General features: G+C 60.3%; 22 protein-coding genes and 1 tRNA gene. 12 read left to right on the forward strand and 11 right to left on the reverse strand.

The annotated features are described in order from the left end of the window. Positions 1-5: 5 nt before the first annotated feature. The gene (gene dnaE / locus MIC97_RS03980) at positions 6-3,485 is read right to left on the reverse strand and encodes a DNA polymerase III subunit alpha (RefSeq protein ID WP_239801021.1); all 3,480 of its coding nucleotides are present in this window, start codon (positions 3,483-3,485) and stop codon (positions 6-8) included. A gap of 220 nt (positions 3,486-3,705) precedes the next feature. Here dnaE and MIC97_RS03985 point away from each other — a divergent pair, with 220 nt between their 5' ends. Genes MIC97_RS03985 through MIC97_RS04000 form a run of 4 tightly spaced genes read left to right on the forward strand, consistent with a single transcriptional unit; the run spans position 3,706 to position 6,774 of the window. After that, entirely contained in the window at positions 3,706-4,830 is a 1,125-nt protein-coding gene (locus MIC97_RS03985) for an S-(hydroxymethyl)glutathione dehydrogenase/class III alcohol dehydrogenase (protein WP_239798943.1), read from the forward strand. Between the two features lie 32 nt (positions 4,831-4,862). Further along, a complete protein-coding gene (locus tag MIC97_RS03990; protein WP_239798944.1) occupies positions 4,863-5,642 on the forward strand; it encodes a DUF1353 domain-containing protein in 780 nt (259 codons plus the stop codon). After that, positions 5,642-6,109 carry a YaiI/YqxD family protein gene (locus tag MIC97_RS03995; protein WP_239801022.1) on the forward strand — a complete coding sequence of 156 codons (468 nt, stop codon included), beginning with the start codon at positions 5,642-5,644 and terminating at the stop codon, positions 6,107-6,109. The genes MIC97_RS03990 and MIC97_RS03995 overlap by 1 nt, the downstream gene beginning before the upstream one ends. After that, positions 6,106-6,774 carry a DUF1345 domain-containing protein gene (locus MIC97_RS04000; RefSeq protein WP_239798945.1) on the forward strand — a complete coding sequence of 223 codons (669 nt, stop codon included), beginning with the start codon at positions 6,106-6,108 and terminating at the stop codon, positions 6,772-6,774. Before MIC97_RS03995 ends, MIC97_RS04000 begins: the two co-directional genes overlap by 4 nt. Before the next feature lie 25 nt (positions 6,775-6,799). On the opposite strand, the gene MIC97_RS04005 is transcribed toward MIC97_RS04000, so the two are convergent. Further along, positions 6,800-9,190: a Wzz/FepE/Etk N-terminal domain-containing protein gene (locus MIC97_RS04005; RefSeq protein WP_239798946.1), complete on the reverse strand. Its 2,391-nt coding sequence runs from the start codon at positions 9,188-9,190 to the stop codon at positions 6,800-6,802. 208 nt (positions 9,191-9,398) lie between these two features. Between MIC97_RS04005 and MIC97_RS04010 the strand changes: the two genes are divergently transcribed. The 6 genes from MIC97_RS04010 to MIC97_RS04035 all read left to right on the forward strand — a co-directional run bounded on the left by MIC97_RS04010 (position 9,399) and on the right by MIC97_RS04035 (position 15,048). Then, positions 9,399-9,965 carry a polysaccharide biosynthesis/export family protein gene (locus tag MIC97_RS04010; protein WP_183830696.1) on the forward strand — a complete coding sequence of 189 codons (567 nt, stop codon included), beginning with the start codon at positions 9,399-9,401 and terminating at the stop codon, positions 9,963-9,965. A gap of 3 nt (positions 9,966-9,968) precedes the next feature. Further along, positions 9,969-11,147, forward strand: a complete 1,179-nt coding sequence (locus MIC97_RS04015; protein ID WP_239798947.1) for a glycosyltransferase family 4 protein — start codon at positions 9,969-9,971, stop codon at positions 11,145-11,147. Positions 11,148-11,222: 75 nt separating this feature from the next. Further along, positions 11,223-12,758 (forward strand): undecaprenyl-phosphate glucose phosphotransferase, encoded by a 1,536-nt coding sequence (locus MIC97_RS04020; protein ID WP_239798948.1) that lies wholly within the window; start codon positions 11,223-11,225, stop codon positions 12,756-12,758. Then, positions 12,755-14,017, forward strand: coding sequence for an O-antigen ligase family protein (locus MIC97_RS04025; protein WP_239798949.1), 1,263 nt, complete (start codon positions 12,755-12,757; stop codon positions 14,015-14,017). Before MIC97_RS04020 ends, MIC97_RS04025 begins: the two co-directional genes overlap by 4 nt. Continuing rightward, on the forward strand, positions 13,998-14,645 hold the full coding sequence (locus MIC97_RS04030) for a hypothetical protein (protein ID WP_239798950.1): 648 nt from the start codon (positions 13,998-14,000) through the stop codon (positions 14,643-14,645). Before MIC97_RS04025 ends, MIC97_RS04030 begins: the two co-directional genes overlap by 20 nt. Before the next feature lie 326 nt (positions 14,646-14,971). Then, a tRNA-Pro gene (locus MIC97_RS04035) sits at positions 14,972-15,048 on the forward strand. A gap of 75 nt (positions 15,049-15,123) precedes the next feature. Here MIC97_RS04035 and MIC97_RS04040 read toward each other — a convergent pair. From MIC97_RS04040 to MIC97_RS04070, 7 genes are all read right to left on the reverse strand, one after another. Continuing rightward, positions 15,124-15,447: a hypothetical protein gene (locus MIC97_RS04040; protein WP_239798951.1), complete on the reverse strand. Its 324-nt coding sequence runs from the start codon at positions 15,445-15,447 to the stop codon at positions 15,124-15,126. A gap of 284 nt (positions 15,448-15,731) precedes the next feature. After that, on the reverse strand, positions 15,732-16,274 hold the full coding sequence (locus tag MIC97_RS04045) for a MerR family transcriptional regulator (protein WP_239798952.1): 543 nt from the start codon (positions 16,272-16,274) through the stop codon (positions 15,732-15,734). 182 nt (positions 16,275-16,456) lie between these two features. Further along, positions 16,457-16,777, reverse strand: coding sequence for an integration host factor subunit alpha (locus MIC97_RS04050; RefSeq protein WP_183830709.1), 321 nt, complete (start codon positions 16,775-16,777; stop codon positions 16,457-16,459). Positions 16,778-16,881: 104 nt separating this feature from the next. Further along, on the reverse strand, positions 16,882-17,853 hold the full coding sequence (locus tag MIC97_RS04055) for a beta-ketoacyl-ACP synthase III (protein ID WP_239798953.1): 972 nt from the start codon (positions 17,851-17,853) through the stop codon (positions 16,882-16,884). A 7-nt stretch (positions 17,854-17,860) separates the two neighbouring features. Then, on the reverse strand, positions 17,861-18,931 hold the full coding sequence (gene plsX, locus MIC97_RS04060) for a phosphate acyltransferase PlsX (RefSeq protein ID WP_239798954.1): 1,071 nt from the start codon (positions 18,929-18,931) through the stop codon (positions 17,861-17,863). 103 nt (positions 18,932-19,034) lie between these two features. Then, entirely contained in the window at positions 19,035-19,577 is a 543-nt protein-coding gene (locus tag MIC97_RS04065; RefSeq protein ID WP_239798955.1) for a YceD family protein, read from the reverse strand. A gap of 1 nt (position 19,578) precedes the next feature. Beyond that, positions 19,579-20,127: a ubiquinol-cytochrome C chaperone family protein gene (locus tag MIC97_RS04070; protein WP_239798956.1), complete on the reverse strand. Its 549-nt coding sequence runs from the start codon at positions 20,125-20,127 to the stop codon at positions 19,579-19,581. A 126-nt stretch (positions 20,128-20,253) separates the two neighbouring features. Between MIC97_RS04070 and MIC97_RS04075 the strand changes: the two genes are divergently transcribed. Beyond that, the gene (locus MIC97_RS04075) at positions 20,254-20,775 is read left to right on the forward strand and encodes an outer membrane protein assembly factor BamE (protein ID WP_239798957.1); all 522 of its coding nucleotides are present in this window, start codon (positions 20,254-20,256) and stop codon (positions 20,773-20,775) included. A gap of 83 nt (positions 20,776-20,858) precedes the next feature. On the opposite strand, the gene MIC97_RS04080 is transcribed toward MIC97_RS04075, so the two are convergent. Together MIC97_RS04080 and MIC97_RS04085 are read right to left on the reverse strand one after the other, a co-directional pair. Continuing rightward, a complete protein-coding gene (locus MIC97_RS04080; RefSeq protein WP_239798958.1) occupies positions 20,859-23,000 on the reverse strand; it encodes a sodium-translocating pyrophosphatase in 2,142 nt (713 codons plus the stop codon). A 192-nt stretch (positions 23,001-23,192) separates the two neighbouring features. After that, positions 23,193-23,693, reverse strand: coding sequence for a DUF2165 domain-containing protein (locus MIC97_RS04085; RefSeq protein WP_239798959.1), 501 nt, complete (start codon positions 23,691-23,693; stop codon positions 23,193-23,195). On the opposite strand from MIC97_RS04085, the gene MIC97_RS04090 reads away from it, so the two are divergent. Continuing rightward, the gene (locus MIC97_RS04090; protein WP_239798960.1) at positions 23,692-24,003 is read left to right on the forward strand and encodes a hypothetical protein; all 312 of its coding nucleotides are present in this window, start codon (positions 23,692-23,694) and stop codon (positions 24,001-24,003) included. The genes MIC97_RS04085 and MIC97_RS04090 overlap by 2 nt on opposite strands. Position 24,004 lies beyond the last annotated feature (1 nt).

The following is a 24,004-nucleotide window of genomic DNA, read 5'->3' on the forward strand; positions in this document are numbered from 1 at the left end:
CCGGCTTACACCAGCTCCACCTCGATCACGCCCGGAACCGCGCCTATTGCCGAGGCGATGCGCGGATCGATGCGATAGCGGTTGGGCAGCGCCACCTCGATCTCGCCCTGCCCCTCCTCTTTCAGCACCACGATGCTGACCTGCCCTTCGCCGCTTTGCGACAGTCGCGCCGCAACGGAATCGACAGGCTCGGCCCCACGCACAAAAATGCGCAGCAGCTTCTGCACTTGGCTGGCCGCGTCGTCCAGCGACCTCACCGCCTGTATGCGCAGGTTGACGCCTTCCGGCCTGTCCTCGGCGCCAACCTCGATGACCACGGATTTGCCCGCCTCCAGATGATCGCGGTACTGCGCCAGCGTTTCGGAGAACATCACCGCCTCGAACTGGCCGCTGGTGTCGGAGAAATTCACCACACCCATCTTGTTGCCGGTACGGGTTTTCCGCTCCTGCTTGGAGGTGACGGTTCCGGCCAGACGACCCGCCGATGCACCGCGTTTCACGGCAGCGGCGAAATCAGCCCAGTTCTGCACCCGCATCTTCTCCAGAACCTGCTTGTATTCATCCAGCGGATGCGCCGAGAGATAGAAGCCCACCACCTGAAATTCGCGGTGCAGACGCTCCGCCGGCAGCCATGGCTCGACGGCGGGCAAGTTGAGCGCATTCGACTGCGCGCCCAGCGAAACACCGAAAATATCGCCCTGCCCCGAGGTTGCGTTCTGCTGGGCAAGGGCAGCCAGCCCCATCATCCGCTCGACACCCGCCATCATGGCGGCGCGCTCGTGGCCGAAGCAATCGAAGGCGCCCGCCATGATCAGGCTTTCGAACACGCGCTTGCCGACGATCTTGGGGTCGATGCGCTCGCAGAAATCGGCAAGGCTGCGGAACTGGCCTTCCTCGCGCTTTTCGACGATGTGATCGACCGCCGCCTCGCCCACGCCCTTGAGGGCTGCCAGCGAATAGAAAATCTTGTTCTCGCCGACCTCGAACTCGCGATAGCTGGTCAGCACCGATGGCGGCACCACCTCGATGCCGAGGCGCATGGCATCCTGCCGGAAGTCGGCGAGTTTGTCGGTGTTGTTCATGTCGAGCGTCATCGACGCCGCCAGGAACTCCACCGGATAGTGCGCCTTCAGATAGGCGGTCTGATAGGAAACCACCGCATAGGCGGCGGCGTGCGACTTGTTGAAGCCGTAGTCCGCGAACTTTGCCAGCAGATCGAAGATGAAGTTGGACTGCTGCTTGCTCACCCCCCGCTCGACCGCGCCGGAGACGAAGCGCTCGCGCTGCTTGTCCATTTCCGCGCGGATCTTCTTGCCCATGGCGCGGCGCAGCAGGTCTGCTTCGCCGAGCGAATAGCCGGCCAGTTCCTGCGCGATCTGCATGACCTGTTCCTGATAGACGATGACGCCTTGCGTCTCGCGCACCAGATGATCGATCTTGGGGTGGATGGAAGCGGTTTCCTCCTCGCCATGCTTGCGGGCGTTGTAGGTGGGGATATTTTCCATCGGGCCGGGCCGGTAGAGCGCCACCAGCGCGATGATGTCCTCGATGCAGTCCGGGCGCATGCCGATCAGCGCCTTGCGCATGCCCGCCGATTCCACCTGGAACACGCCGACCGTCTCGCCGCGCGAAAGCATGGAATAAGTGGGCTGGTCGTCCAGAGGCAGGCTGGAAAGGTCGATGTCGACGCCCCGCCGTCGGATCAGTTTCACCGCCGTTTCCAGAACGGTCAGCGTCTTGAGGCCGAGGAAGTCGAACTTCACCAGCCCCGCGTCTTCGACCTTCTTCATGTTGAACTGCGTGACCGGCATGTCCGAACGCGGATCGCGGTACATCGGCACCAGTTCCCACAAGGGCCGGTCGCCAATGACGATGCCGGCCGCGTGGGTAGAGGCGTGCCGGTAGAGCCCTTCCAGCTTCAGCGCCATGTCGAGCAGCGTCTGGACGATCGGCTCCTTCTCCACCTCTTCGGCAAAGCGCGGCTCGGCCTCGATGGCGTCCTTGAGCTTGACCGGATTGGCGGGATTGGCCGGCACCATCTTGCACAGCCGGTCGACGAGACCGTAGGGCATTTGCAGCACGCGACCGACGTCGCGGAGGACTGCACGTGCCTGAAGCGTTCCGAAGGTGATGATCTGGCCCACCTGCTCGCGGCCATATTTGCCCTGCACGTAGCGGATCACCTCTTCGCGCCGGTCCTGACAGAAGTCGATATCGAAGTCCGGCATCGACACGCGGTCGGGGTTGAGGAAGCGCTCGAACAGCAGCGAGAAACGCAACGGATCGATGTCGGTGATGGTCAGCGCATAGGCGACCAGCGAGCCCGCGCCCGAGCCACGCCCCGGCCCAACCGGAATATCCTGCGCCTTGGCCCATTTGATGAAGTCGGCAACGATAAGGAAGTAGCCGGGGAACTTCATGCGCTCGATGACGCCAAGCTCGAATTCCAGCCGCTCCCGGTAGTCCTCGACCGTATGGCCTTTGGTCGGCCCGTGTGCCTCCAGCCGGCGCGCCAGTCCCTCGCGCGCCTGCCGCTTGAGTTCCTCCGCCTCCGCCTTTTCAGCCGCTTCCGGGTCCTCGACATCGGCGCCGGCAAAGCGCGGCAGGATCGGCTTGCGGTTCTTCGGATAGTAGGAGCAGCGCATGGCGATCTCGACCGTATTGTCGAGCGCCTCCGGCAGGTCGGCGAACAGTTTCGCCATTTCCGCCTGCGATTTCAGGTAATTGTCCGGAGACAGCCGGCGGCGGTCGTCGACCGCGATCACCGAGCCTTCGGCGATGGCAATCAACGCATCATGCGCCTCATAGTCCTCGCGCTTGAGGAAGAAGGCTTCGTTGGTGGCAACCAGCGGCAATTCGTGCCGGTACGCCAGATCGATGGTGCGCTGCTCGATGCCGCGGTCGTAGCCGGATACGCGCTCCAACTCGACATAGAGCCGGTCGCCGAACGTTTCCTTGAGGAACAGCAGGCGCGATTCCGCCAGTTCCTGCCGATCCGCCTTCAGCGCCGCTCCGACCGGCCCGCGCGGCCCGCCGGTCAGGCAGATCACGCCCTCGCAATACTGGCCCAGCATATCGCTGGTGGCATGCACCGGCTCGCCCGACGGCGTATCGAGATAGGCGTGGCTGACCAGACGCACGAGATTGGCATAGCCTTCCTCGTTAGCCGCGATGAGCACGACAGGCGCCATGTCCGGCCCCGCGCGTCGCCGTTCACGCGGTCCGTCCGCGGGCTCACCGGCAAAAGACAGATCGACCTGACAGCCCATGAGCGGCTGCACGCCGTCTTTGGTAGCCTTCTGCGCGAACTCCAGCGCACCGAACAGATTGTTGGTGTCGGTGACGGCAACGGCGGGCGCACTGTCCTTAACCGCATGTCCGACGATCGCACCAAGTTGAAGTGCGCCTTCCAGCAAGGAATAGGCGGAATGGACGCGCAGATGCACGAAGACGCGCCCCGATGCACCCGCCGGGAGTGCCTTCATCTTCTCGCTGGCTGATTGATCGTCGCTCATAGGTCGCAAACCGGGGATTCGTTCATTGATCCTTATAGTCGGAACAGGCCGGCTGCGAGTCCAGACCCCGGCTGTTCACAACTGCGTCTGCGCGGCGACGAAATGTCCAATCATGGTGTGCCACCTTGCGCCCCCGCCCCTTGCTGCTAGTTTGGCGACAATTGAAATTGTATTGCTGGGAGGAAACTTCATGAAAACCCGCGCCGCCGTTGCTGTTGGAGCAGGCAAACCCCTTGAGATCATGGAAGTCGACCTCGAAGGGCCGCGCGAGGGCGAAGTTCTGGTCGAGATCAAGGCCACCGGCATCTGCCACACGGACGAATTCACCCTCTCGGGCGCTGATCCGGAAGGCATCTTCCCCGCCATTCTGGGTCACGAAGGCGCCGGCATCGTCGTTGATGTGGGCAAGGGTGTCACCACCCTGAAGAAGGGCGATCACGTCATCCCGCTCTACACCCCCGAATGCCGCTCCTGCCCGTCCTGCCTGTCGCGCAAGACCAATCTGTGCACCTCCATCCGCGCCACGCAGGGTCAGGGCCTGATGCCGGACGGCACCAGCCGCTTCTCGGTCGGCGGCGAAAAGATCTTCCACTATATGGGCTGCTCGACCTTCTCCAACTTCACCGTGCTTCCTGAAATCGCGCTGGCGAAGGTCAACCCCGACGCGCCCTTCGACAAGATCTGCTACATCGGCTGCGGCGTCACCACCGGCATCGGTGCGGTGATCAACACCGCGAAGGTAGAGATCGGCGCGACGGCGGCCGTGTTCGGCCTGGGCGGCATCGGCCTCAATGTCATTCAGGGTCTCAGGCTTGCCGGTGCCGATATGATCATCGGCGTCGACATCAACAACGACAAGAAGGCATGGGGCGAGAAGTTCGGCATGACCCATTTCGTCAACCCGACGGAGGTTGATGACGTGGTGGCCCATATCGTCAACATGACCAAGCGCGGCGCAGACCAGATCGGCGGCGCAGACTACACCTTCGACTGCACCGGCAACGTCAGGGTCATGCGGCAGGCGCTGGAATGCTCGCATCGCGGCTGGGGCGAATCGATCGTCATCGGGGTCGCCGGTGCCGGTCAGGAAATCTCGACGCGCCCGTTCCAGCTCGTCACCGGCCGCACCTGGAAGGGCACCGCCTTCGGCGGCGCGCGCGGCCGCACCGACGTGCCGAAGATCGTGGACTGGTACATGGAAGGCAAGATCCAGATCGACCCGATGATCACCCACACCATGCCGCTCGAAGACATCAACAAGGGCTTCGAGCTCATGAACGCAGGCAAGTCCGTCCGTGGGGTGGTGGTTTACTGACAGATAGCCTGACGAAAAGGAGGGGCCAGTACGTGGGGCGGCTTTCCGTCACGATCGCAGTCGCAGGGGTGCTGGCCGCTCCCTCCCTTTCTCAGGCCCAGACTTTCGAGGGGGATTTTGCATTCCGTTGGCTCTCGGAGCCACAGCAGCGTCATCGCATCATGCAATCCCTTTCCGACATATCTTTCACTGACAGTGCGGGACGTCGCTGGACCGTACCAAAGGGAACCAGGATCGACGGCGCATCGATACCGGCCGTTTTATGGACTTTTGCCGGCTCTCCTTTCGTAGGAAACTATCGGCGAGCGTCAGTTATCCATGATCATTATTGTGATCTCAAAAGTGAAGTCGCCTCCGAGGTCAACATGATGTTTCGCGACGCCATGCGAGCAGACGGGCTGTCGAAACGCGAAAGCCAGTCAAAATATCTGGCAGTGTCCGCCTATACCAAACTCACCCGCGCCTGCGGCAAGCACAAGGACAGCTGGAAAACCCTTGCCCAGCTCTCTACCTTTGATGGCGCCACTAAAAGCGGTGATTTCATGGAACTTCTCAGGGAATGGGACACACTGCCCACACCGGATGATACGACGACTATGAGAGCCGCAGAGGCAATCAGACTTGGAGAAATCAAAAATCCTCTCAGTTTTGCAGCTCTGCTCGAATTTGAGCGGAATATGACCGAGGAAAATTACGCTGCTCTTGAACGAGCGCTCGAAGGCGAGCAGCCGTCTGATGAGGAGGTGGATCTGATGCTGCTTCTGGCAGATGTGGCAACTCCGGACTTTCTGGACGCACCGGCCAACAAATGATTGTCGCCCCGGTGATCTACGTCGATGCCGATGCCTGCCCCGTCAAGGCAGAGGTCGTGCGCGTTGCGGAACGCTTCGACCTCGAAACGGTCTTCGTCGCCAATGGCGGATTGCGCCCTTCGCGCGATCCGAAGATCCGCAACGTGGTGGTGTCGTCGGGCGCTGACGCTGCCGACGACTGGATCGTCGAGCATGCGCAGGCGAACGATGTCGTCATCACCGCCGACATTCCGCTTGCTGCGCGTACCGTGGCGCTTGGCGCGCATGTGCTTGGCCCCACCGGCCGGCCCTTCACGCCGGAGACCATTGGCATGGCCGTCGCCATGCGCGACCTGAAGCAGCATCTGCGCGAAACGGGTGAAAGCAAGGGTTACAATGCCTCCTTCGCGCCGCGTGACCGGTCCCGCTTTCTCGGTGAACTCGACCGCATCGTGCGCATAGCCCTGAAATCGGGCCCGTCCGCATGAGCGCGGGGCAGCCACGATCTGGCTGGCTGCCCATCCACCGGCATGCGCTTTTCGGTGTGTCGGCCCTGATCGGTCTCGCTGCGCTCGTAACGGCGCTTTTCCTGCAGGCCGAACTTGCCTATTCGATCGGTGCCAATGCCTTCTTCGCGGCCTACAGTGCGCTGGTGTTGGCGGAAATGCCGCTGCTCAGCGCCGACTATCTCAGCCGCAATGCGCGCGCCACCGACCAGCCTCTGGCGGTCATCTTCATCATCACCTTCATGGTGGTCGGCGTAGCGGTGGGAGCGCTGTTCCAGATCATAAACGGTCAGGGTGTCGGCCCCGCGGGCCTTGTCTTCGCACTGGCTTCCATTCCGCTTGGCTGGTTCACCATCCATGCCATGACTGCCCTGCACTACGCCCATGTCTACTGGAGCGATGACGCCGGCGAAACGACAGAGAAAAAGCCCGCCGGAGGTTTCGAGTTTCCGGGCACCAAACATCCCCAAGGCTGGGATTTTCTTTATTTTTCCACGGTGATCGGTATGACGGCGCAAACCTCCGACACCTCTGTGACGACCGCACATATGCGCCGTATCGTGCTGGCGCATTCTATCGTTTCGTTCTTCTTCAACACGGTCATCGTCGCGGCGGCAGTCAATCTGGCTGTCAGCCTCGGCGACTGAAGCCACGCGTGACGGACCAATCGGCTCAGGCTGCCCTTGTGCCAGGCATCGGTCCCCGCGGTGTGTGGCTGTCAACGGGTGTCACCAGAATTGCATCAGGGAACCCATCGCGAATGATGTTCGCCGCAGCGGACAATGCCACGTCGTCCGGGTCCAGCAGGCTTATGAACACTTCCGCCTCGCTGGATGCCAAACGCCTGACGCCCTGCGCGTCGGTCGGCCCGCATTCGACGACGACCAGATCATAGGCGGCCGCAAGCGATTGCAGGATGACCGGCAGGCGGCTGGCCGCACGCATGGCACGGATGGGATCAGCGACACCGACCGGCATGATGTGACAATCCGAGAAGTGATCGGGGTGAAGCACGTCGGTGAAATCCGCATCGCCCGCCAGAAGATCGGTTATTCCCGGCAGGGTCAGGCTTTCAAGCATGGCTCCCGACACGGCGCCCGAAGCTGTCAGGTCGACCAGGACGACCCTCAGACCAGCGTCGGCAATGTCGCGCGCAACCATGATCGCGCTGGCAGCCGCTTCATCGCCTTCCGGCGAGACGAAAACGGCCCGCGATGCCCCGCTTTCGATAAGATTGCGAACGGCGGTGTCGATGCCGACTTCACCAAGATCGAGACGCGTTGCCGGTGTGGCGGACACCGGTGCAGGCTCTTCCTCCATCAGCGCGGGCTCCATCTCCGTCAGGATTTGTTGCGGCAAGGCAGGTTCGACATCCGGCGAACCCTCCAACACCGTCGGGGAAACGTCTTCAGCAACGACCGGATCCTGCTGCGTCGTCTGGGCCGTTGGCTCAGCAATCTCCGGCGTCATCACTGGCTCCGGGTCAGGCAGCGGCTCCGGTTCGGCCGGCTCCTCAACCGGCTGAGCCGGTTGCGCTTGCGCCTCCTGCAATGGCTTCGCGGTGTCTTCCGCCTGCCCGGTTGCAGCGAAGGGAATGCTCGCCGGCAAAGCGGTGGCGGCAGGCTCTGGTAGGGGCTCCTGCTCCTGAACAGGATAAGGAACAGGGGCCGGACGCATTGCGCGACCCGAAAAAAGCTCCCGAAGCAGGGTGATGATCGCCATGATCAGGATGGCGCCGAAGAAAGCCGCGCCGACGATCGGCAGCACTTTCGGGAAATAGGGCTCGGCCGGGGCAACGGCGCGTGAGAAAACCCGGGCATCGACCGGCAGGTAGTTGCGGTCCTGCCGGGCGGACGCCTCGCGATACCGGGTCAGATAGGTTTCCAGAAGCTGACGCTGGGCTGCGGCCTCCCGCTCAAGCGCGTTCAGCTCCACCTCCTGCTCTCCGGCGCGCGCGGATGCAGCCTTGAGCTGGTTGACCTCTGCCAGAAGCTGGTTTTCCCGTGCCTTCGCGGTTTCCGCTTCGGTCATCAGCCCCGACAACACCTTGCGCGCTTCGGACTGGATTTGGGCATCGAGGCCGGTAAGCTGCGAGCGCAGGGCACGGATGCGCGGGTGATTGTCGAGCAGCGTCGTGGAAAGATCGGTGATTTCCGACTGCAACTGGATCTGACGTTCGCGCAGCCTCTGGATCAGCCCGGAAGACATCACCTCAGGCAGCGCATCGAGCGAGCCACCGTTCTGAAGCGCCTGCCGCACGCTGTCCGCAGTGGCTTCAGCCGCAGCGCGGCTGGCGCGCAGGCGGGAAAGTTCGCTCGAAAGCTCGGCAAGCTGCTGCGTTGCCAGCACGGAATTGTTCTGACCAACCAGAATGTCCGATTGTCCGCGATAAGCCGCAACTTTGGCTTCCGCCTCTTTCACCCTTTTTGAAAGATCCTCGATCTCCGGCGCCAGCCATTCGGTTGCAGCCGCGTTCGACTCAAGCTTCGCGTTTCCCTGAGACGCGATGTAGGTGTCCGCGATCAGATTGGGAATTTCCGCCGCGAGCTTTGGATCTTCCGAAGAAAACTCGATCACGATCACCCGCGATCCTTCGACGCGGTATACGTTCAGCTTCTCGCGCATGCGGCGAATGACGCGCTCTTCGACAGCCATGATACCGGGATCGGACTTCAGTCCGGCAATCACGAGAAGCCGCTGCAACCCCGAACCGTTCGCGCCTTCATCGAATTCGGGCAGCTTGGCCAGCCCAAGTTGTTCGGCGACCTTTGCCAGTATCTCCGTCGAGGACACCACCTGAACCTGGCTGGTGACGCCCTGATCATCGAGAACAGGCTGCTCGCTCTGCCCGCTCTCCGGCCGGGTGAACACGGATTCCCGCGTTTCTATCAGCAGCCGCGTTTCGGCCCGATAGCGTGGCGTCGTGGTGGAGGCGAAGGCCAGCGCTGCACCGACTGCGCACAAGGCAACAATGAGTATGCGCAGCCAGTTGCGGAACAGGCTGCCAAAAAGCTGCCTGATGTCCACATCGAGATCGGCCTGGGCCAACTGGGGTCCTGACATGCGCCCTCACTCCGGAAACGGGTGAAGCCACTGTAAGGAGTTATGGTAACCCAGCCCTTAAGATGGATGTAATAATTCGTTAGGCTTTGGAGAGCCGCACTCTCGATGACTCGTTCAAATTTTACCGGCCATTAACCCTAATAGGTTGATAACGAGACGATCCTCAAGGTCCGCCACAGTGGCGGCCAGCCGAAGGTGTCGACCGGTTATGAAAAGTCCCGCCATCCTGTTGAGCGCCATGATCGCAGTCTCCGCGAGCCTGTCCGGCTGCTCCAGCTACAGGCCAACACCGGCGGCTTTCCATGAAGTTCTCAACCAGCCTTATCAGCTGGGAGCCGGTGACCGCATTCGCGTGACCGTTTTCGAGCAGGAAGGGCTGACAAATACATATAGTGTCGACCAGTCTGGCTACATATCGTTCCCGCTTGTCGGGAACATTCCGGCTCGCGGCCACACCGCCCAGCAGCTTGAGAAGCAGATCGCGGCCAAGCTGCGTCAGGGCTATCTGAGGGATCCCGACGTGTCGGTGGAAATAGATCGCTACCGGCCGATCTTCGTGATGGGCGAAGTGGGTGCAGCCGGCCAGTACTCCTATGTACCGGGCCTCACCGTTCAGAAAGCCGTTGCAATCGCCGGCGGCTTCTCGGCGCGCGCCAATCAGGAGAGCGTGGACATAACGCGGGACATCAACGGCGAGGTCATCACCGGGCGCGTCCGCACATCCGATCCTCTGTTACCCGGCGACACCGTCTATGTACGCGAACGCCTGTTCTGAGGGATGAAGGACAAATTGCGTATCGTTCACTGCTTCCGTTCCCCTCTCGGCGGCATATTCCGGCATGTGCGCGATCTGACGGAGGCCCAGGCGGCGGCTGGACACAGCGTCGGCATCGTATGCGACTCCACAACGGGAGGCGCCTTTGAAGATGCGTTGTTCGAGCAGATCTCCGGGAATCTGGTGCTGGGCATCCATCGCACGCCCATGCAGCGCCACATCGGCATCGGCGATGCCCTCGCCGCATGGAAAACATTCAGGATCATCAAGGAATTGCAGCCGGACGTGCTTCACGGGCACGGTGCAAAGGGCGGCGCTTACGCGCGCCTTTTCGGCTCACTGTTGCGGGTTTCAGGGTCTCGCGTGGCCCGCATCTATTCTCCCCATGGCGGCAGCCTCCACTATGACGAGGAAACGCTGGCTGGCAAAACGCTGTTTGCGCTGGAGCGGGCCATGGGAAAACTCACCGATCATCTGCTGTTCGTCTCCGACCATGAACGCCGGACATATCGTCACAAAGTGGGCGCGCCGCACGGACCAAGCAGCCTCGTCTACAATGGCTTGCGTGCGGCTGAGTTCGCGCCCGTCATGGTGCGCGAAGATGCCGCCGACTTCCTCTATATCGGCATGATGCGCGACCTGAAGGGGCCGGACATCTTCATCGATGCCTTCGCCGCCGCGGAAAAACTGATGGGCCGCCCCCTGACTGCCGTGATGGTGGGAGACGGCGAAGACCTTCCAAAATACAGGGATCAGGTCGCCCGGCTGGGACTTGAAGAGAGAATCACATTTCATCAGCCGATGCCCGCCCGGCAGGCCTTTGAACTGGCAAATCTGGTCATCGTGCCATCGCGAGCGGAGGCCCTGCCCTACATCGTGCTGGAAACGCTCGCAGCAGGACGGCCCATCATCGCTTCGGCTGTCGGCGGTATTCCTGAAGTGCTCGGAACAGGCTCGAAAGCGCTGATCGCACCCAAACCCGATATTCTGGCCACGTCGATAGTGTCGGCGCTATCCGATCCCGAAGCCTGCAGGCGCGCTATGCCCGATGTTGCAGCCCTCCGCAAAGTCTTCAATGCAAACGTCATGGCGGGCAGGATCGAAGCTGCCTATACTGCGACCCTGAACGGAAAAGACGAAATCGGGCGCGCTGGTGATCAGCAGGATTGCACTGCCGGATAGCGAAAAAGCCGCAACCGCGTTCAAGGCTTTCTTAGTTCTCAACTGTTATGCAGTCCGGGAACCAACAGGTTACCGATGAACGATATAGACCCCTCCCGCCGCTTTTCGGCCGACGCCGTGCGCAAGCTGCATGCCTCTTCCACCGAGGAGAGGCCTGCCGTGCTCAATGAAATGGCACGTCAGGTCGCCACTCAACTGGAACGTGATACCCTGAGACCAGTCATGGTCAGCGGCATGCTGCGAATCATGGAATTTGCGGTGCTTCTGCTTTCGGGCCTTGGGCTCTACCTGTTCTATGTAGGCCCGCTCGATGTCATGTTCTGGCATTACTGCCTCGTCATCGCCGGCGGGTCTCTCATCGCCGTCACCTTCATGGAATTCGGCGAATGCTATCAGATCGCCGCGTTGATGCGCCCCTTCGCCACGTTCTCGCGGATTTTCCTGATCTGGGCTGCCACTTTCGCGCTGATGGCGCTGACCGGCTTCGCTCTGAAGGTCAGCGGCGATTTCTCGCGCATCATGTTCGGCGCCTGGTTCGTTGTCGGCTTCGTCGCCATCTTCTTCCTTCGCCTTGTCATGGCGAAGATGATCAGGCGCTGGGCACGCAACGGCCGGATGGAGCGCCGCGCAGTGATCGTCGGTGGCGGAAAGGCCGCCGAGGACCTGATCCGGGCCGTTGAGCAGCAGCCTCATAACGATATCCGCATATGCGGCATATTCGATGACCGTGACGACAAGCGCTCGCCGCCCGTCGTTGCCGGATACCCGAAGCTCGGCACCATCTCGGAGCTGATCGAATTCGCGCGGATCGCGCGCATCGATCTGCTCATCGTTTCCCTGCCGATCACCGCCGAACAGCGGGTGCTGCAATTGCTGAAGAAGCTGTGGGTGCTGCCGGTGGATATCCGCCTTTCCGCACATTCCAACGCCCTGCAGTTCCGGCCGCGCGCCTATTCCTATATCGGCTCGATACCGCTGCTCGATATATTCGACAAACCCATCAATGACTGGGATTCGGTTGCCAAGCGCGCCTTCGACATCGTCTTCAGCCTGATCGGCATCGTTCTGTTTTCGCCGATAATGATCGCCACCGCGATCGCCATCAAGCTCGATTCGAAAGGCCCCGTGCTCTTCAAGCAGAAGCGCCATGGCTTCAACAATGAAGTGATCGAAGTCTACAAATTCCGGTCCATGTATGCGGACCAGTCCGACCCGACCGCCAAGAAGACCGTCACCAGAAACGACCCGCGCGTAACCCGCGTGGGACGCTTCATCCGCAAGACCTCGATCGATGAACTGCCGCAGTTTTTCAATGCGCTGTTCGGCTCGCTTTCGCTCGTGGGGCCGCGCCCGCATGCGGTGGCCGCGCAATCCCACAATCTGCTCTACGCCGAAGTGGTCGACGGCTATTTCGCCCGGCATAAGGTCAAGCCCGGCGTCACCGGCTGGGCGCAGATCAACGGCTGGCGCGGCGAAATGGACACCAACGAAAAAATACGGATGCGCACCGAATACGACCTCTATTACATAGAGAACTGGTCGCTGCTGTTCGATCTCAGGATTCTCATTCTGACGCCCTTCCGTCTGCTAAACACGGAAAACGCCTATTGAGCGCCGTCGCCGACCCTGTGGCTCATCAGGCAGTGGTCAATGTGAAACTGACCGGCCTGATCGCTTCCGGATCCGTTGCACTGGCCATCCTGCTCTCCGGTTTCGTTCTTCATGAGCCGGCTCCATACGACATCTATATGGTCGCTCTGGTCGGCATATGGGCGCTCTTCGGCCTGAAACTGTCGAGAGCAGCAGCCCCCATGACCGCTCTGCTCGTGCTGTTCAATATTGGCGGACTGATCGCCATGACACAGATGGCGGAACTGGCAGATACGCCGCTCTATCTAGCTGTTTCTGTGTTTCTGGCATTCACGGCGATCTTTTACGCCTCCGTCGCCGAAACCCGCCCCAGCCTTTTGCGCGTCATCTTCAATGCCTATGTGGTCGCGGCGGCGGCGACGTCACTGATGGGAATAGCCGGCTATTTCAACCTGTTTCCCGGCTCGGAAATGTTCACGCGTTACGGTCGCGCCTCCGGCGTCTTTCAGGACCCGAACGTGTTTGGGCCGTTTCTGGTTCTTCCGGCGATCTGGCTGCTTCACGGGCTGATGACAGGCTCCCCTGCCCGCATGATGCTGACAGCCCTGCCCCTGTCGATCATCACCTGCGGTATCTTCCTGTCTTTTTCGCGCGGGGCATGGGGACTATTTGCCGTCAGTGTCGTGCTGATGGTTGGGCTCCTGTTCTTGCAAAGCAAAAGTGGCCGTTTCCGCCTCAAGATCGTGGTCATGACTGTGGCGGCGGTAACGCTGCTCATCGCCCTTGCGCTCATCACCCTTCAGATTCCCGGTGTCGCGGACATGCTGTCCGAACGCGCACGCCTCGCACAGGATTACGACTCGGCACGCCTTGGTCGGTTTGCTCGTTATGGCATCGGCTTCATGGTGGCGCTTGAGCATCCTCTCGGTATCGGCCCTCTGGTATTCGGGAAGATTTATGGAGAGGACACGCACAACATCTGGCTGAAAGCGTTGCTGGACTATGGCTGGCTGGGCTTCAGCGCCTATCTGACTCTGACGGTGTGGACGCTCGCGGCCGGGTTCAGGCTGCTTTTTCGGAATCGGCCATGGCAGCCCTATCTGCTATGCGCCTATGTGGTCTACGTTGGCCATGTCGGCCTTGGAACATTCATCGACACAGACCACTGGCGCCACTTTTATCTGCTTGTAGGTATCATCTGGTCAATCATAGCGCTGGAAACCAGATATCAGAACCAACCCTCGCAAGGTGATCTGGACCATGATGAGCGAAGGTTTTAAAAACCATTCCATGAAAAGATCTGCATTTTTCACTGCACTCAGTTTCTATGCACGTGTTCTGACCGGTGTTCTCGCAGCAATCGGCATCGTCAGCATCATTGCTTTGCAGACAGGCTGGCTTACCCTTTTTTCGGAAGCCGACGGCAGAGCACTCCAGAGCGATGCCCTGCCCCTCAATGTAAGGGAATCTACAGTGGCTGCGAACGGAAAAAAAGTCATCATGTCACAGATGATACCTGTGGATTCCAGCCTGACTTATGACATTTCCGCCGAGGTTAGGAGCATTGCCCCAGCCAATGTGAAGAACGGTGTGGCGCTGACCTATCTCGGCGTCGCAACCTTCGACAAGGATAAGAAGGAGACCCGTGGCGGTCCCGGCACATACAGATACGCCGGCGCAAGCAACTTCAGACTGTATAGCGATGCGGGCTGGAGGGTCTTATCCGGTTCCATTACCGGCGAAGGAGATGAAGCGCACACGCAGTTCCGCCCGGGCACCAGATATGTGCGGATTGTAGCGCTTCTAAATTATGTGTCAGGTGATGAGAAGGCCGAAACCGCAGGCATGACCACCGAGATTCGCAACGTCCGCTTTGCACCCCGGTTGAACATGAATTCGGGCAAGTGACCTGCCCCGTTCTGTTGGCCCGCTGGCGTTCATTGCTCCGGCTTCTGGCTTTTTCAGATTCGCCTTTCCACCTGTATCGATGACCGGGCAGCGCATCAAAAGCCCTGCCGGACTGATGCAAGCTACGACCCCTTGCGCGGGATAAATCTGCAATCGATTAAGAGGAACCAGAGCCCGCGAGACACAGCGGCGGACAAGCCCAGAGGGCTTCCTCCGGATTTCCATCGCAAAGCACGATGTTTCCCCGCAAATTATCCGCTTCTGTTCTTTTCGGACGTTTTAGCCCTTGCGCTGCAAGTGCCCAGAATATAAGGCTTCCCTCGGTTCGGAGTGTAGCGCAGCCCGGTAGCGCACTTGACTGGGGGTCAAGGGGTCGTGGGTTCGAATCCCGCCACTCCGACCATTTTTTCTCAACATGAGATAAAAGAATACCGGCCGCTAGAAACGGCCGGCATCCTGCATTTACAGCTTCCCGAGTTTATCGCCGGCCGAACAGAAACGATGCGGCAAGACCGATCACCACCAGACCGACGGCCACGGCGGCAGCGGGGTGTTCGCGGGCGGTGCTTTCAATCGCACGCGCCTTTTTACGAAGATCAGGAAGATGATCGCCGACACGGCTGGAAAACTCATCGTAATAATCAGAGAGCGTATCCCGATAATCCGAAAGAGCCTCACGGCCTTCCTCATAATAATGGTTGCCACGCCTGGAAAGCTGCTTCTTCATCGACCTCAGCTCTTTCGAGAGCTGGGCGACCTGCTTTTCGAGATCGACATCGGATAGAGACGAGAAAGGCGCCATGCTGTTTCCTTCTTTCTGAAAACCGTAAAGAAGCAAAACGCCTGATCGCCAATTTGGTTCCAGCCGTGGGTGAACGGTGAAATGGCTCTGTTCCGGTTCGCAACCGAAGAAATCCGGGCTCCTGAAAAGCGATCAAGGCATATCGCCCGTGCCCGTTTGAACGCCACGTTGCTATCCGTGCCGCTCCAACAATTCCCATCAGTGCCGAGCCGTAAATCGACGGCGGCTCGGTGGGAGATCAGGCGCCCTGCGCAGATCCTTAGTGATCTTGCGGAGGAAGTGCCTCAGCGAACCTGATCGAGCAGGCGCTTGCATTCCAGAAGGTCGAACAGCGCCTCCTGAAGAAGAGCGCGGTTATCACGCGAGAGCCTGCCACCGTCCGGCTGAACCGGCCCCTCCTCGTCGGATTTGCCCAGTCCGAAAAAGCGGCGGCTGGGCTTTGCTTTTGGCTGGCCAACCATCTGCTCTTCATCCAACGGTCGAGGCTGTGCTGCAGGGGTAAGCTCCACGACGTCGGCGTGCTTGCGCTGAGCGATGGCTTCAACCGCCGCCAGGTCGCCATTGCCGATAGCAACCAGAAACTGGTTGCCATTCTCGCGCAGCAGCTTCTGAACACCCTTGATCGTGTAGCCCTGATCATAAAGCATATGACGGATGCCTTTGATGAGCTCGACATCCTGCGGCCGATAATAGCGGCGGCCACCGCCACGCTTCATGGGCTTGATCTGCGTAAACCGGGTTTCCCAGAAACGCAGCACATGCTGCGGAAGATCAAGATCTTCCGCGACTTCGCTGATGGTGCGAAAGGCGTCGGGGCTCTTTTCCATGGCCGATCCTCACGAAACGCGTCAAAGACAGGAGCGCCGGCAAGGCCAGATCCTGCCTGTCAGATAACGTTCCGAATCGATAATCAGAAACGCACCTGAAGTGACGTTTATTTCAACCGTTTATGGATCAACATTCAAGCCCTGTGACAGGCACGGCCACAAACCCATGCCTGAACAGAAGGCTATTTCCCGCCCTTGCTGCGGTTCTGATGCGAACGCAGAATGCGGTTCTTCAGCACGTTGGAGGCTTTGAAGGTCATCACACGGCGCGGCAGAATCGGCACTTCCTCGCCGGTCTTGGGGTTTCGGCCGATGCGCTCATTCTTCGAACGAACCTGAAAAGTGGCGAATGAGGACAGCTTGACCGTTTCACCACGCACGATCGCTTCGCAGATCTCGTTGAGAACCTCCTCGACCAGATCGGCCGATTCCGTCCTCGACAGTCCCACCTTGCGGTAAACAGCCTCAGCGAGATCGGCGCGCGTAAGTGTCTTTCCCCCCATGCGTCCGTCCAATCCGTTAAAATAATAACCACAAGAAACGAGGGCGGAGCCTAAGTAATTGATCCATAAAGGTCAAGTCCGTTCAGGCGCCGCCGGGCAAAGCTTTACCACCGCAGCAGAACCGCGCCCCAGGTGAAACCGCCACCCATCGCCTCCAGCAGCACGAGGTCACCAGGCTTGATGCGTCCGTCGGCGACGGCCGCCGAAAGCGCCAGCGGCACCGAAGCGGCCGAGGTGTTGCCGTGGAGGTCGACCGTGATCACCACTTTTTCCTCGGCAATACCGAGTTTTTTGGCGGAGGCATCGATGATGCGCTTGTTGGCCTGATGCGGCACGAACCAGTCTATATCATCTGCGGTTATGCCCGCCTGCGAGAATGTCGCTTCGATAACGTCGGTGATCATGCCAACGGCGTGTTTGAAAACCTCGCGGCCTTCCATTCTCAGGTGACCGATAGTGCCGGTGGTCGAAACACCGCCGTCGACATAAAGCTTTCCCTTGTGCTGCCCGTCCGAACGCAGGGCAGCGGCCAGCACGCCGCGATCGGCGATGGTCCCCTCGCCCTCGCCTGCTTCCAGCACGATTGCACCGGCGCCGTCACCGAAGAGGACACATGTCGTGCGATCCTCCCAGTCCAGCAGCCGCGAAAAAGTCTCAGCGCCGATGACCAGCGCGCGTCTGGAAAGCCCCCCGCGAATATAGGCATCCGCCGTGGTGACGGCATAGACGAATCCCGAGCAGACCGCCTGCATGTCGAATGCAAAGCCGTGATGCATCCTGAGCAGGTTCTGGATTTCGACGGCAGTTGCCGGAAAGGTGTTGTTGGGCGTCGATGTGGCCAGAACAATCAGATCGATATCATCAGGCGTCAGACCGGCATTGTCGAGCGCAGCGCGTGCGGCAGCCGCCCCCAAAGAAGCCGTTGTCTCGTCAGCGGCTGCGATATGGCGCTGGCGAATACCGGTGCGTTGCGCAATCCATTCGTCCGAGGTCTCCAGCATTCCCTCGAACTCGGAGTTCTTCATGATGCGGCGGGGCAAGGCCGAACCGGCGCCGCGGACGATTGATCTGATCAAGGTCTACTTATCCTTCTTCGCCGGTCCCGACGACGGGCTCTTCGCTGGTCTGGCCTTGCGGGTTTCGCGAATGAAACAGATCGATATCTGCCTGAACGCGCTCCAGCAATTTGTTTCTGACCATGTCATATCCAAGCTCGACGGCGGCTGCAAACCCGCCGGAATCCGCCCCGCCATGGCTTTTCACGACGATGCCGTTAAGGCCGAGGAAGACGCCGCCATTCGAGCGGCTGACATCCATTTTCTCACGCAGCTGATTGAACGCACCGCGGGCAAACATATAGCCGATACGGGCCATCAGAGTGCGGTTCATAGCCGCCTTGAGGTATCCTGCGATCTGCCGGGCCGTGCCCTCGGCAGTCTTCAGCGCTATGTTGCCGGAAAACCCTTCGGTGACCACAACGTCGACCGTGCCTTTTCCGATGTCGTCGCCCTCGACGAAACCGCGATAGTCGAGCGAGGCAAGGTCGGCTTCACGAAGCATCCGCCCCGCTTCCTTGACCTCTTCCTGCCCCTTCACCTCTTCGACACCAACATTGAGAAGCCCGACCGTCGGGCGTTCCACGCCGAACAGGACGCGGGCCATCCCTGTGCCCAATATGGCGAAATCAACAAGCTGCTGGGCGTCACCACCGATCGTTGCGCCGACATCCAGCACCACGCTCTCGGAACGCACATTCGGCCAGATGGCTGCAATGGCCGGCCGGTCCACATTGGCCATGGTGCGCAGGCAGAACTTGGCCATGGCCATCAGTGCGCCGGTGTTGCCGGCTGAAATGCAGGCATCCGCCTGACCGTTCTTCACGGCATCAATGGCATTCCACATCGAGGATGTGCCGCGTCCGTGGCGAAGTGCCTGGCTCGGCTTATCATCCATCTGGATGGCCACGTCGCAGTGCACGAACTCGCTGACGTCCGCGAGGCCCGGGAATTTCGCCAGTTCAGGGCGCACCGCATCTTCGCGGCCAAAGATAACGAACCTTATGTCCGGACGCCGTGACGCAACAGTCGCAAGAGCGGGAATAACCACGCCAGCGCCATGGTCGCCGCCCATTGCATCGATCGAAATTCTGATCACGCCGTCACTGTCTCACTTCTGGTTTTTCGGCCGCCCGAAATTTCCGGCGAAAATAGCGTTTTTGCTCGGCCACACAACTGACTTTTGCGATATGGGCCGCGTTTCAGCCTTTTCCGAGAAGACCACGCAGTTTTTTCTGGAATTCGGTTTCCTCCCGAGCCTCCATTCCGGAGGTGTCGAGCACCGCTCCCGGCTTGCGCGGATAGGGATCGATCGCCAGTCCGAAGAATTCTTCGGCGAGCGCACCGGCATCGATTACGTCGCCGCTGAAAAGCTCGGGGCTGTCCGGTCCGTCGGCATCGAGAACCATTTCGCCTTGCTGCTCGAAGCGTGCAAGTTTCGAGCCCTGCGACAGGAACAGCCCCTCAACCGCTTCATCTATATGGGTTTTGATAGGCTCCAGCGTTACCACGCAATTCTGCGTAATATCGGCAACCACCCTGCCCGCGATCTTCACGCCGTTGCGTTTCCACGCCGTCACCAGCAGTTCCGCCCGGTAGGCTTCGACCGAAACAAGCTCATGCACCTCGGCAAGGGCCTTGCGCTGATCTTCGCTGGCTTCAACAGTCACCGGCAATCCCGTCTGCGGCAGACGGGCGACATGGACTTCAAAGGAAACAGGGCTTTTTTCGTCGGCTTCGTTCATTTCATTTCCCCTGATCGTCTACCTGAGGATAGTGGACCTTGCCCGCGCAGATCGCCTCAACGGACTGGGAGGCCAGGCTTTCGACAGCCGCTTTCACATAGGCGGCGAGTTGTGGCGATTCGGCCCATTCCTCCGAGTCGGGGCGAATATTCCTGCACAGGGCTGCTTCCAGAGCCGCATCGTCCTGTCTTTCGATGGCGTCGGCATAGGCGGCGGTGCGCCCATAATACATCTTTGCCAGACGTTTCATGCGCTTCGGCACACCAACGTCGCTGATGCCAAGCTCGCGCAGCGAATGGTCGACATCGAGAAAGAACTCGTCGATCAGCACCTGGGCGATATTGCGGGCTTCAGCGCTTTCGGCATGCAGGCGATGCTGGAACAGGAACATGTGCAGCGACAGCATCTCGAATCGGCCAAGCGGGGTGTCCGGCACATTCCACTGCGAATAGAAGTGAGGCTGCCGCGCGGCTGCCACGATTTCCTCGTAGAGCGCATCAGCAATTATGCGATTTGAATGGCGTTCGCGGCCGAACAGACGCTTGAACATGAAAAAGGTGGTCTCCCGGGACCTTTGATTGTTTGGGCGGCCTTGTTGCATCGGCGGCTAAGCTGGTTTACCGCTTTTGCGGCCCCGTGCAAGCGGGCTTGCAAGGCTGATTGGATGGAGTTGTCGTTGCACGCGAAGAGATTCAAGTCGACATTTTCGTCGCGCCCCGCCGGGTTTGCCTCGTTGCTGGTTGTCGCGGCCGCCCTTTCGGCATGCAACAGCTCCAAGATGATAGGCGATCTCAACCCAGGCGAGACGCTGCATCAGGGCTATGTCGTCGACCAGCAATCGCTGGATATGGTGCCGGTTGGCTCCAGCCGCGAGCAGGTGCTGCTGGCGCTCGGTACGCCCTCGACCACGGCCACCTTCGACAACGAAGTTTTCTATTACATTTCCCAGACCCGCAAACGCTCCGTCGCCTTCGCCAATCCGAAGGTCGTCGAGCAGAGCGTGCTCGCCGTCTATTTCGGCAATGATGGCCGCGTCACCAACATCGCCAATTACGGCCTGAAGGACGGCAAGGTGTTCGACTTCATCAGCCGCACCACGCCGACGGCAGGCAAGGACCAGAACTTCCTTGCACAGGTCATCAGCGGCGCCGGAAAGATGAGCCCCGGTCAGGTCGGCAACATCATCGGCGGCAACTGATACGGTTCGCAAGAAGCGTTTTCCCCAAAAAGAAAACCCGCGAGGATCGCTCCTCGCGGGTTTTCTTTTCCAAAAAAGCCGAATCAGCCGTGCGCCAGCACGGCCAGCAGCAGCAAGGCCACGATGTTGGTGATCTTGATGGCGGGATTGACCGCCGGACCGGCCGTATCCTTGTAGGGATCGCCGACCGTGTCGCCGGTCACGGAGGCCTTGTGCGCTTCGGAACCCTTCAGGTGCTTCACGCCGTCCTTGTCGGTGAAACCGTCCTCGAAGGATTTCTTGGCGTTGTCCCAGGCGCCGCCGCCCGAGGTCATCGAAATGGCCACGAACAGACCATTGACGATGACGCCAAGCAAGGAGGCACCAAGCGCCGCGAACGCGGAGGCCTTGGAACCGGAGATCAGCAGCACGCCGAAATAGACGACGAGCGGCGCCAGCACCGGCAGCAGCGAAGGAATGATCATCTCCTTGATCGCCGCCTTGGTCAGGATATCGACCGCCCGAGCATAATTCGGCTTGGAGGTCCCCTGCATGATGCCCGGATCCTCGCGGAACTGCCTGCGCACCTCTTCCACGATCGAGCCCGCCGCGCGGCCGACGGCCGTCATGGCGATACCGCCGAACAGGTAAGGAATGAGACCGCCGAAGATCAGGCCAGCCACCACATAAGGGTTGGAGAGGTCGAACGACACCGCGCCAAGATCCGCGAAATACGGATATTTGTCGGAGTTGGCAGCGAAATATTGCAGGTCGTTCGAGTAGGCTGCGAACAGCACCAGCGCACCGAGGCCGGCCGAACCGATGGCGTAGCCCTTGGTCACGGCCTTGGTGGTGTTGCCGACCGCATCGAGCGCGTCGGTCGACTGGCGCACTTCCTTGGGCAGACCCGACATTTCGGCAATGCCGCCGGCATTGTCGGTCACCGGGCCGAATGCGTCGAGCGCCACGATCATGCCGGCGAGACCGAGCATTGTGGTGACCGCGATCGCCGTGCCGAACAGGCCGGCAAGCTGGAAGGTGGCGATGATGCCGCCGACGATGACGATTGCCGGAAGCGCCGTCGATTCCAGCGAAACCGCAAGACCCTGAATGACGTTGGTGCCGTGGCCGGTCACCGATGCCTGGGCGATGGAGTTCACCGGGCGCTTGTTGGTGCCGGTGTAATACTCGGTAATGACGACGATCAGCGCCGTCACCACGAGGCCGATCAGGCCGCACGCGAACAGGCTGCCGCCGGTGATGGTCATGCCGTTGGCAGCGCCCACCTCGCCCCAGCCGATGGTGAACTGGTTGGCGATGGCAAGCCCCGCGACCGACAGGACGCCGGTGACGATCAGGCCCTTGTAGAGCGCACCCATGATCGAGCCGTTGGAGCCGAGCTTGACGAAGAAGGTGCCGGCAATCGAGGTGATGATGCATGCCCCGCAGATGGCGAGCGGATAGAGCATCATGTCGCCAAGGTTCGGCGCATTGGCGAAGAAGATCGCAGCCAGCACCATGGTGGCGACCACCGTGACCGCATAGGTCTCGAACAGGTCGGCGGCCATGCCGGCACAGTCGCCGACGTTGTCGCCCACATTGTCGGCGATGGTGGCGGGGTTGCGCGGATCATCCTCCGGGATGCCGGCTTCCACCTTCCCCACCAGATCGCCGCCGACATCCGCACCCTTGGTGAAGATGCCGCCGCCAAGACGGGCGAAGATGGAGATCAGCGAAGCGCCGAAACCGAGTGACACCAGCGCATCGACCACTTCACGGCTCGCCGGCGCATGGCCGAGCGGGCCGGTCAGCACCCAGTAGTAGACGGAGACGCCGAGCAGAGCGAGGCCGGCCACGAGCAGTCCGGTGATCGCGCCAGACTTGAAAGCAATATCGAGGCCGGCAGCGAGGCTGTTGGAGGCAGCCTGTGCGGTTCGCACATTGGCCCGGACGGACACATGCATGCCGATGAACCCCGCAACGCCCGAGAGCACCGCGCCGATCAGGAAACCGAATGCGGCGGTCGCGGACAACAGCCACCACGCAAGCACGAAGACGACGACGCCGACGATGGCGATGGTGGTGTACTGGCGCGCCAGATATGCCTGTGCGCCTTCACGGATGGCTGCGGAGATTTCCTGCATGCGTGCGTTGCCCTGATCGGCGGCAAGCACCGATTTGGTCGCCCAGATGGCGTACAGGACAGAAAGCAGGCCGCAGGCGATGACGACATAAAGCATGGTCATTGCCGGATGTTCCTCACATTGTGGCCCGCAAGAACCCTCTCCCCGGGCCGTTGCAACAAGGCCGCGTATTATTGTGCAGTGCGACCTATTGTAGCGGCTTAGGCGAAACCTGTGCGCAACGTCAAGATATTGTTACATTTTTGCCCGGATTTCGCCTGAAAGTCGCATTCCGCGCTGCAAAAGAGCGAATCATCAGCCCTTCTTCAGATCCCGGTCCGGCTGGACCACGTAGATCAGCACCGCAAGCATGGTCATGTAGAATTTGAAGGCAGCTTCCTGCCCGTTCCATGTGCTGGACTGCCACATGGCGAACCATTCGCCACCAACGACCATGAAGCCTAGATACCAGACCAGAAACCCCATGGTCGTGCCGATGATGACGAATTTCTTGGCTTCGTTGAAGGTTTCGCCGCTGGCGTTGCGCGCCTGCCAAAGCTGCCATGCGGCGATCAGGAACAGCACGCAGGTCAGCGCCTCGCCGACGATGATCAGCCAGTAGCCGGCCGTCCAGAGCGAGGGATTGGTGATGGCACGGTACATCAGCTTGTTGCCGGGAAAGGTCGTATCCATCGACAACACATGCTGTACAAAAGCGTAGTTCGATCCATAGTCGGTGATGTTTCCGAAGGCCACGAGGAAAGCAAAAGCCGACAGGCACAGGCACATCACAATCTTGGAAAGGCGCGAGGTCATGGCAAAATTTCCTTCTGATGACTTAGCGAAGCGCCATCAAACGCTGAGTCCACCACAGCATGCAAGGGAGCAAACAGCCGGGGTCACACTCACGGAATCGGCTCGCCATTACGCCGTGCGCGCAGGCGTCCTGCCTGATCTGGAAGGCATGAGCCTGTCCGAAGCCAGCCAGACAGGCGATGTCGTTTCGCTTGTGAGCCATGGCGAAACCCACGATTTCGCGATCATCCGCAGGCGGTGGATCGTCTCAGCCAGCGGTACGAGGCTCGAAATAACGCTCGATCATCCGCCCCGGCAAGCTCTCCGCTGAA

Source organism: Aquamicrobium sp. NLF2-7 (assembly GCF_022359935.1).
Taxonomy (GTDB): Bacteria; Pseudomonadota; Alphaproteobacteria; order Rhizobiales; family Rhizobiaceae; genus Mesorhizobium; species Mesorhizobium lusatiense.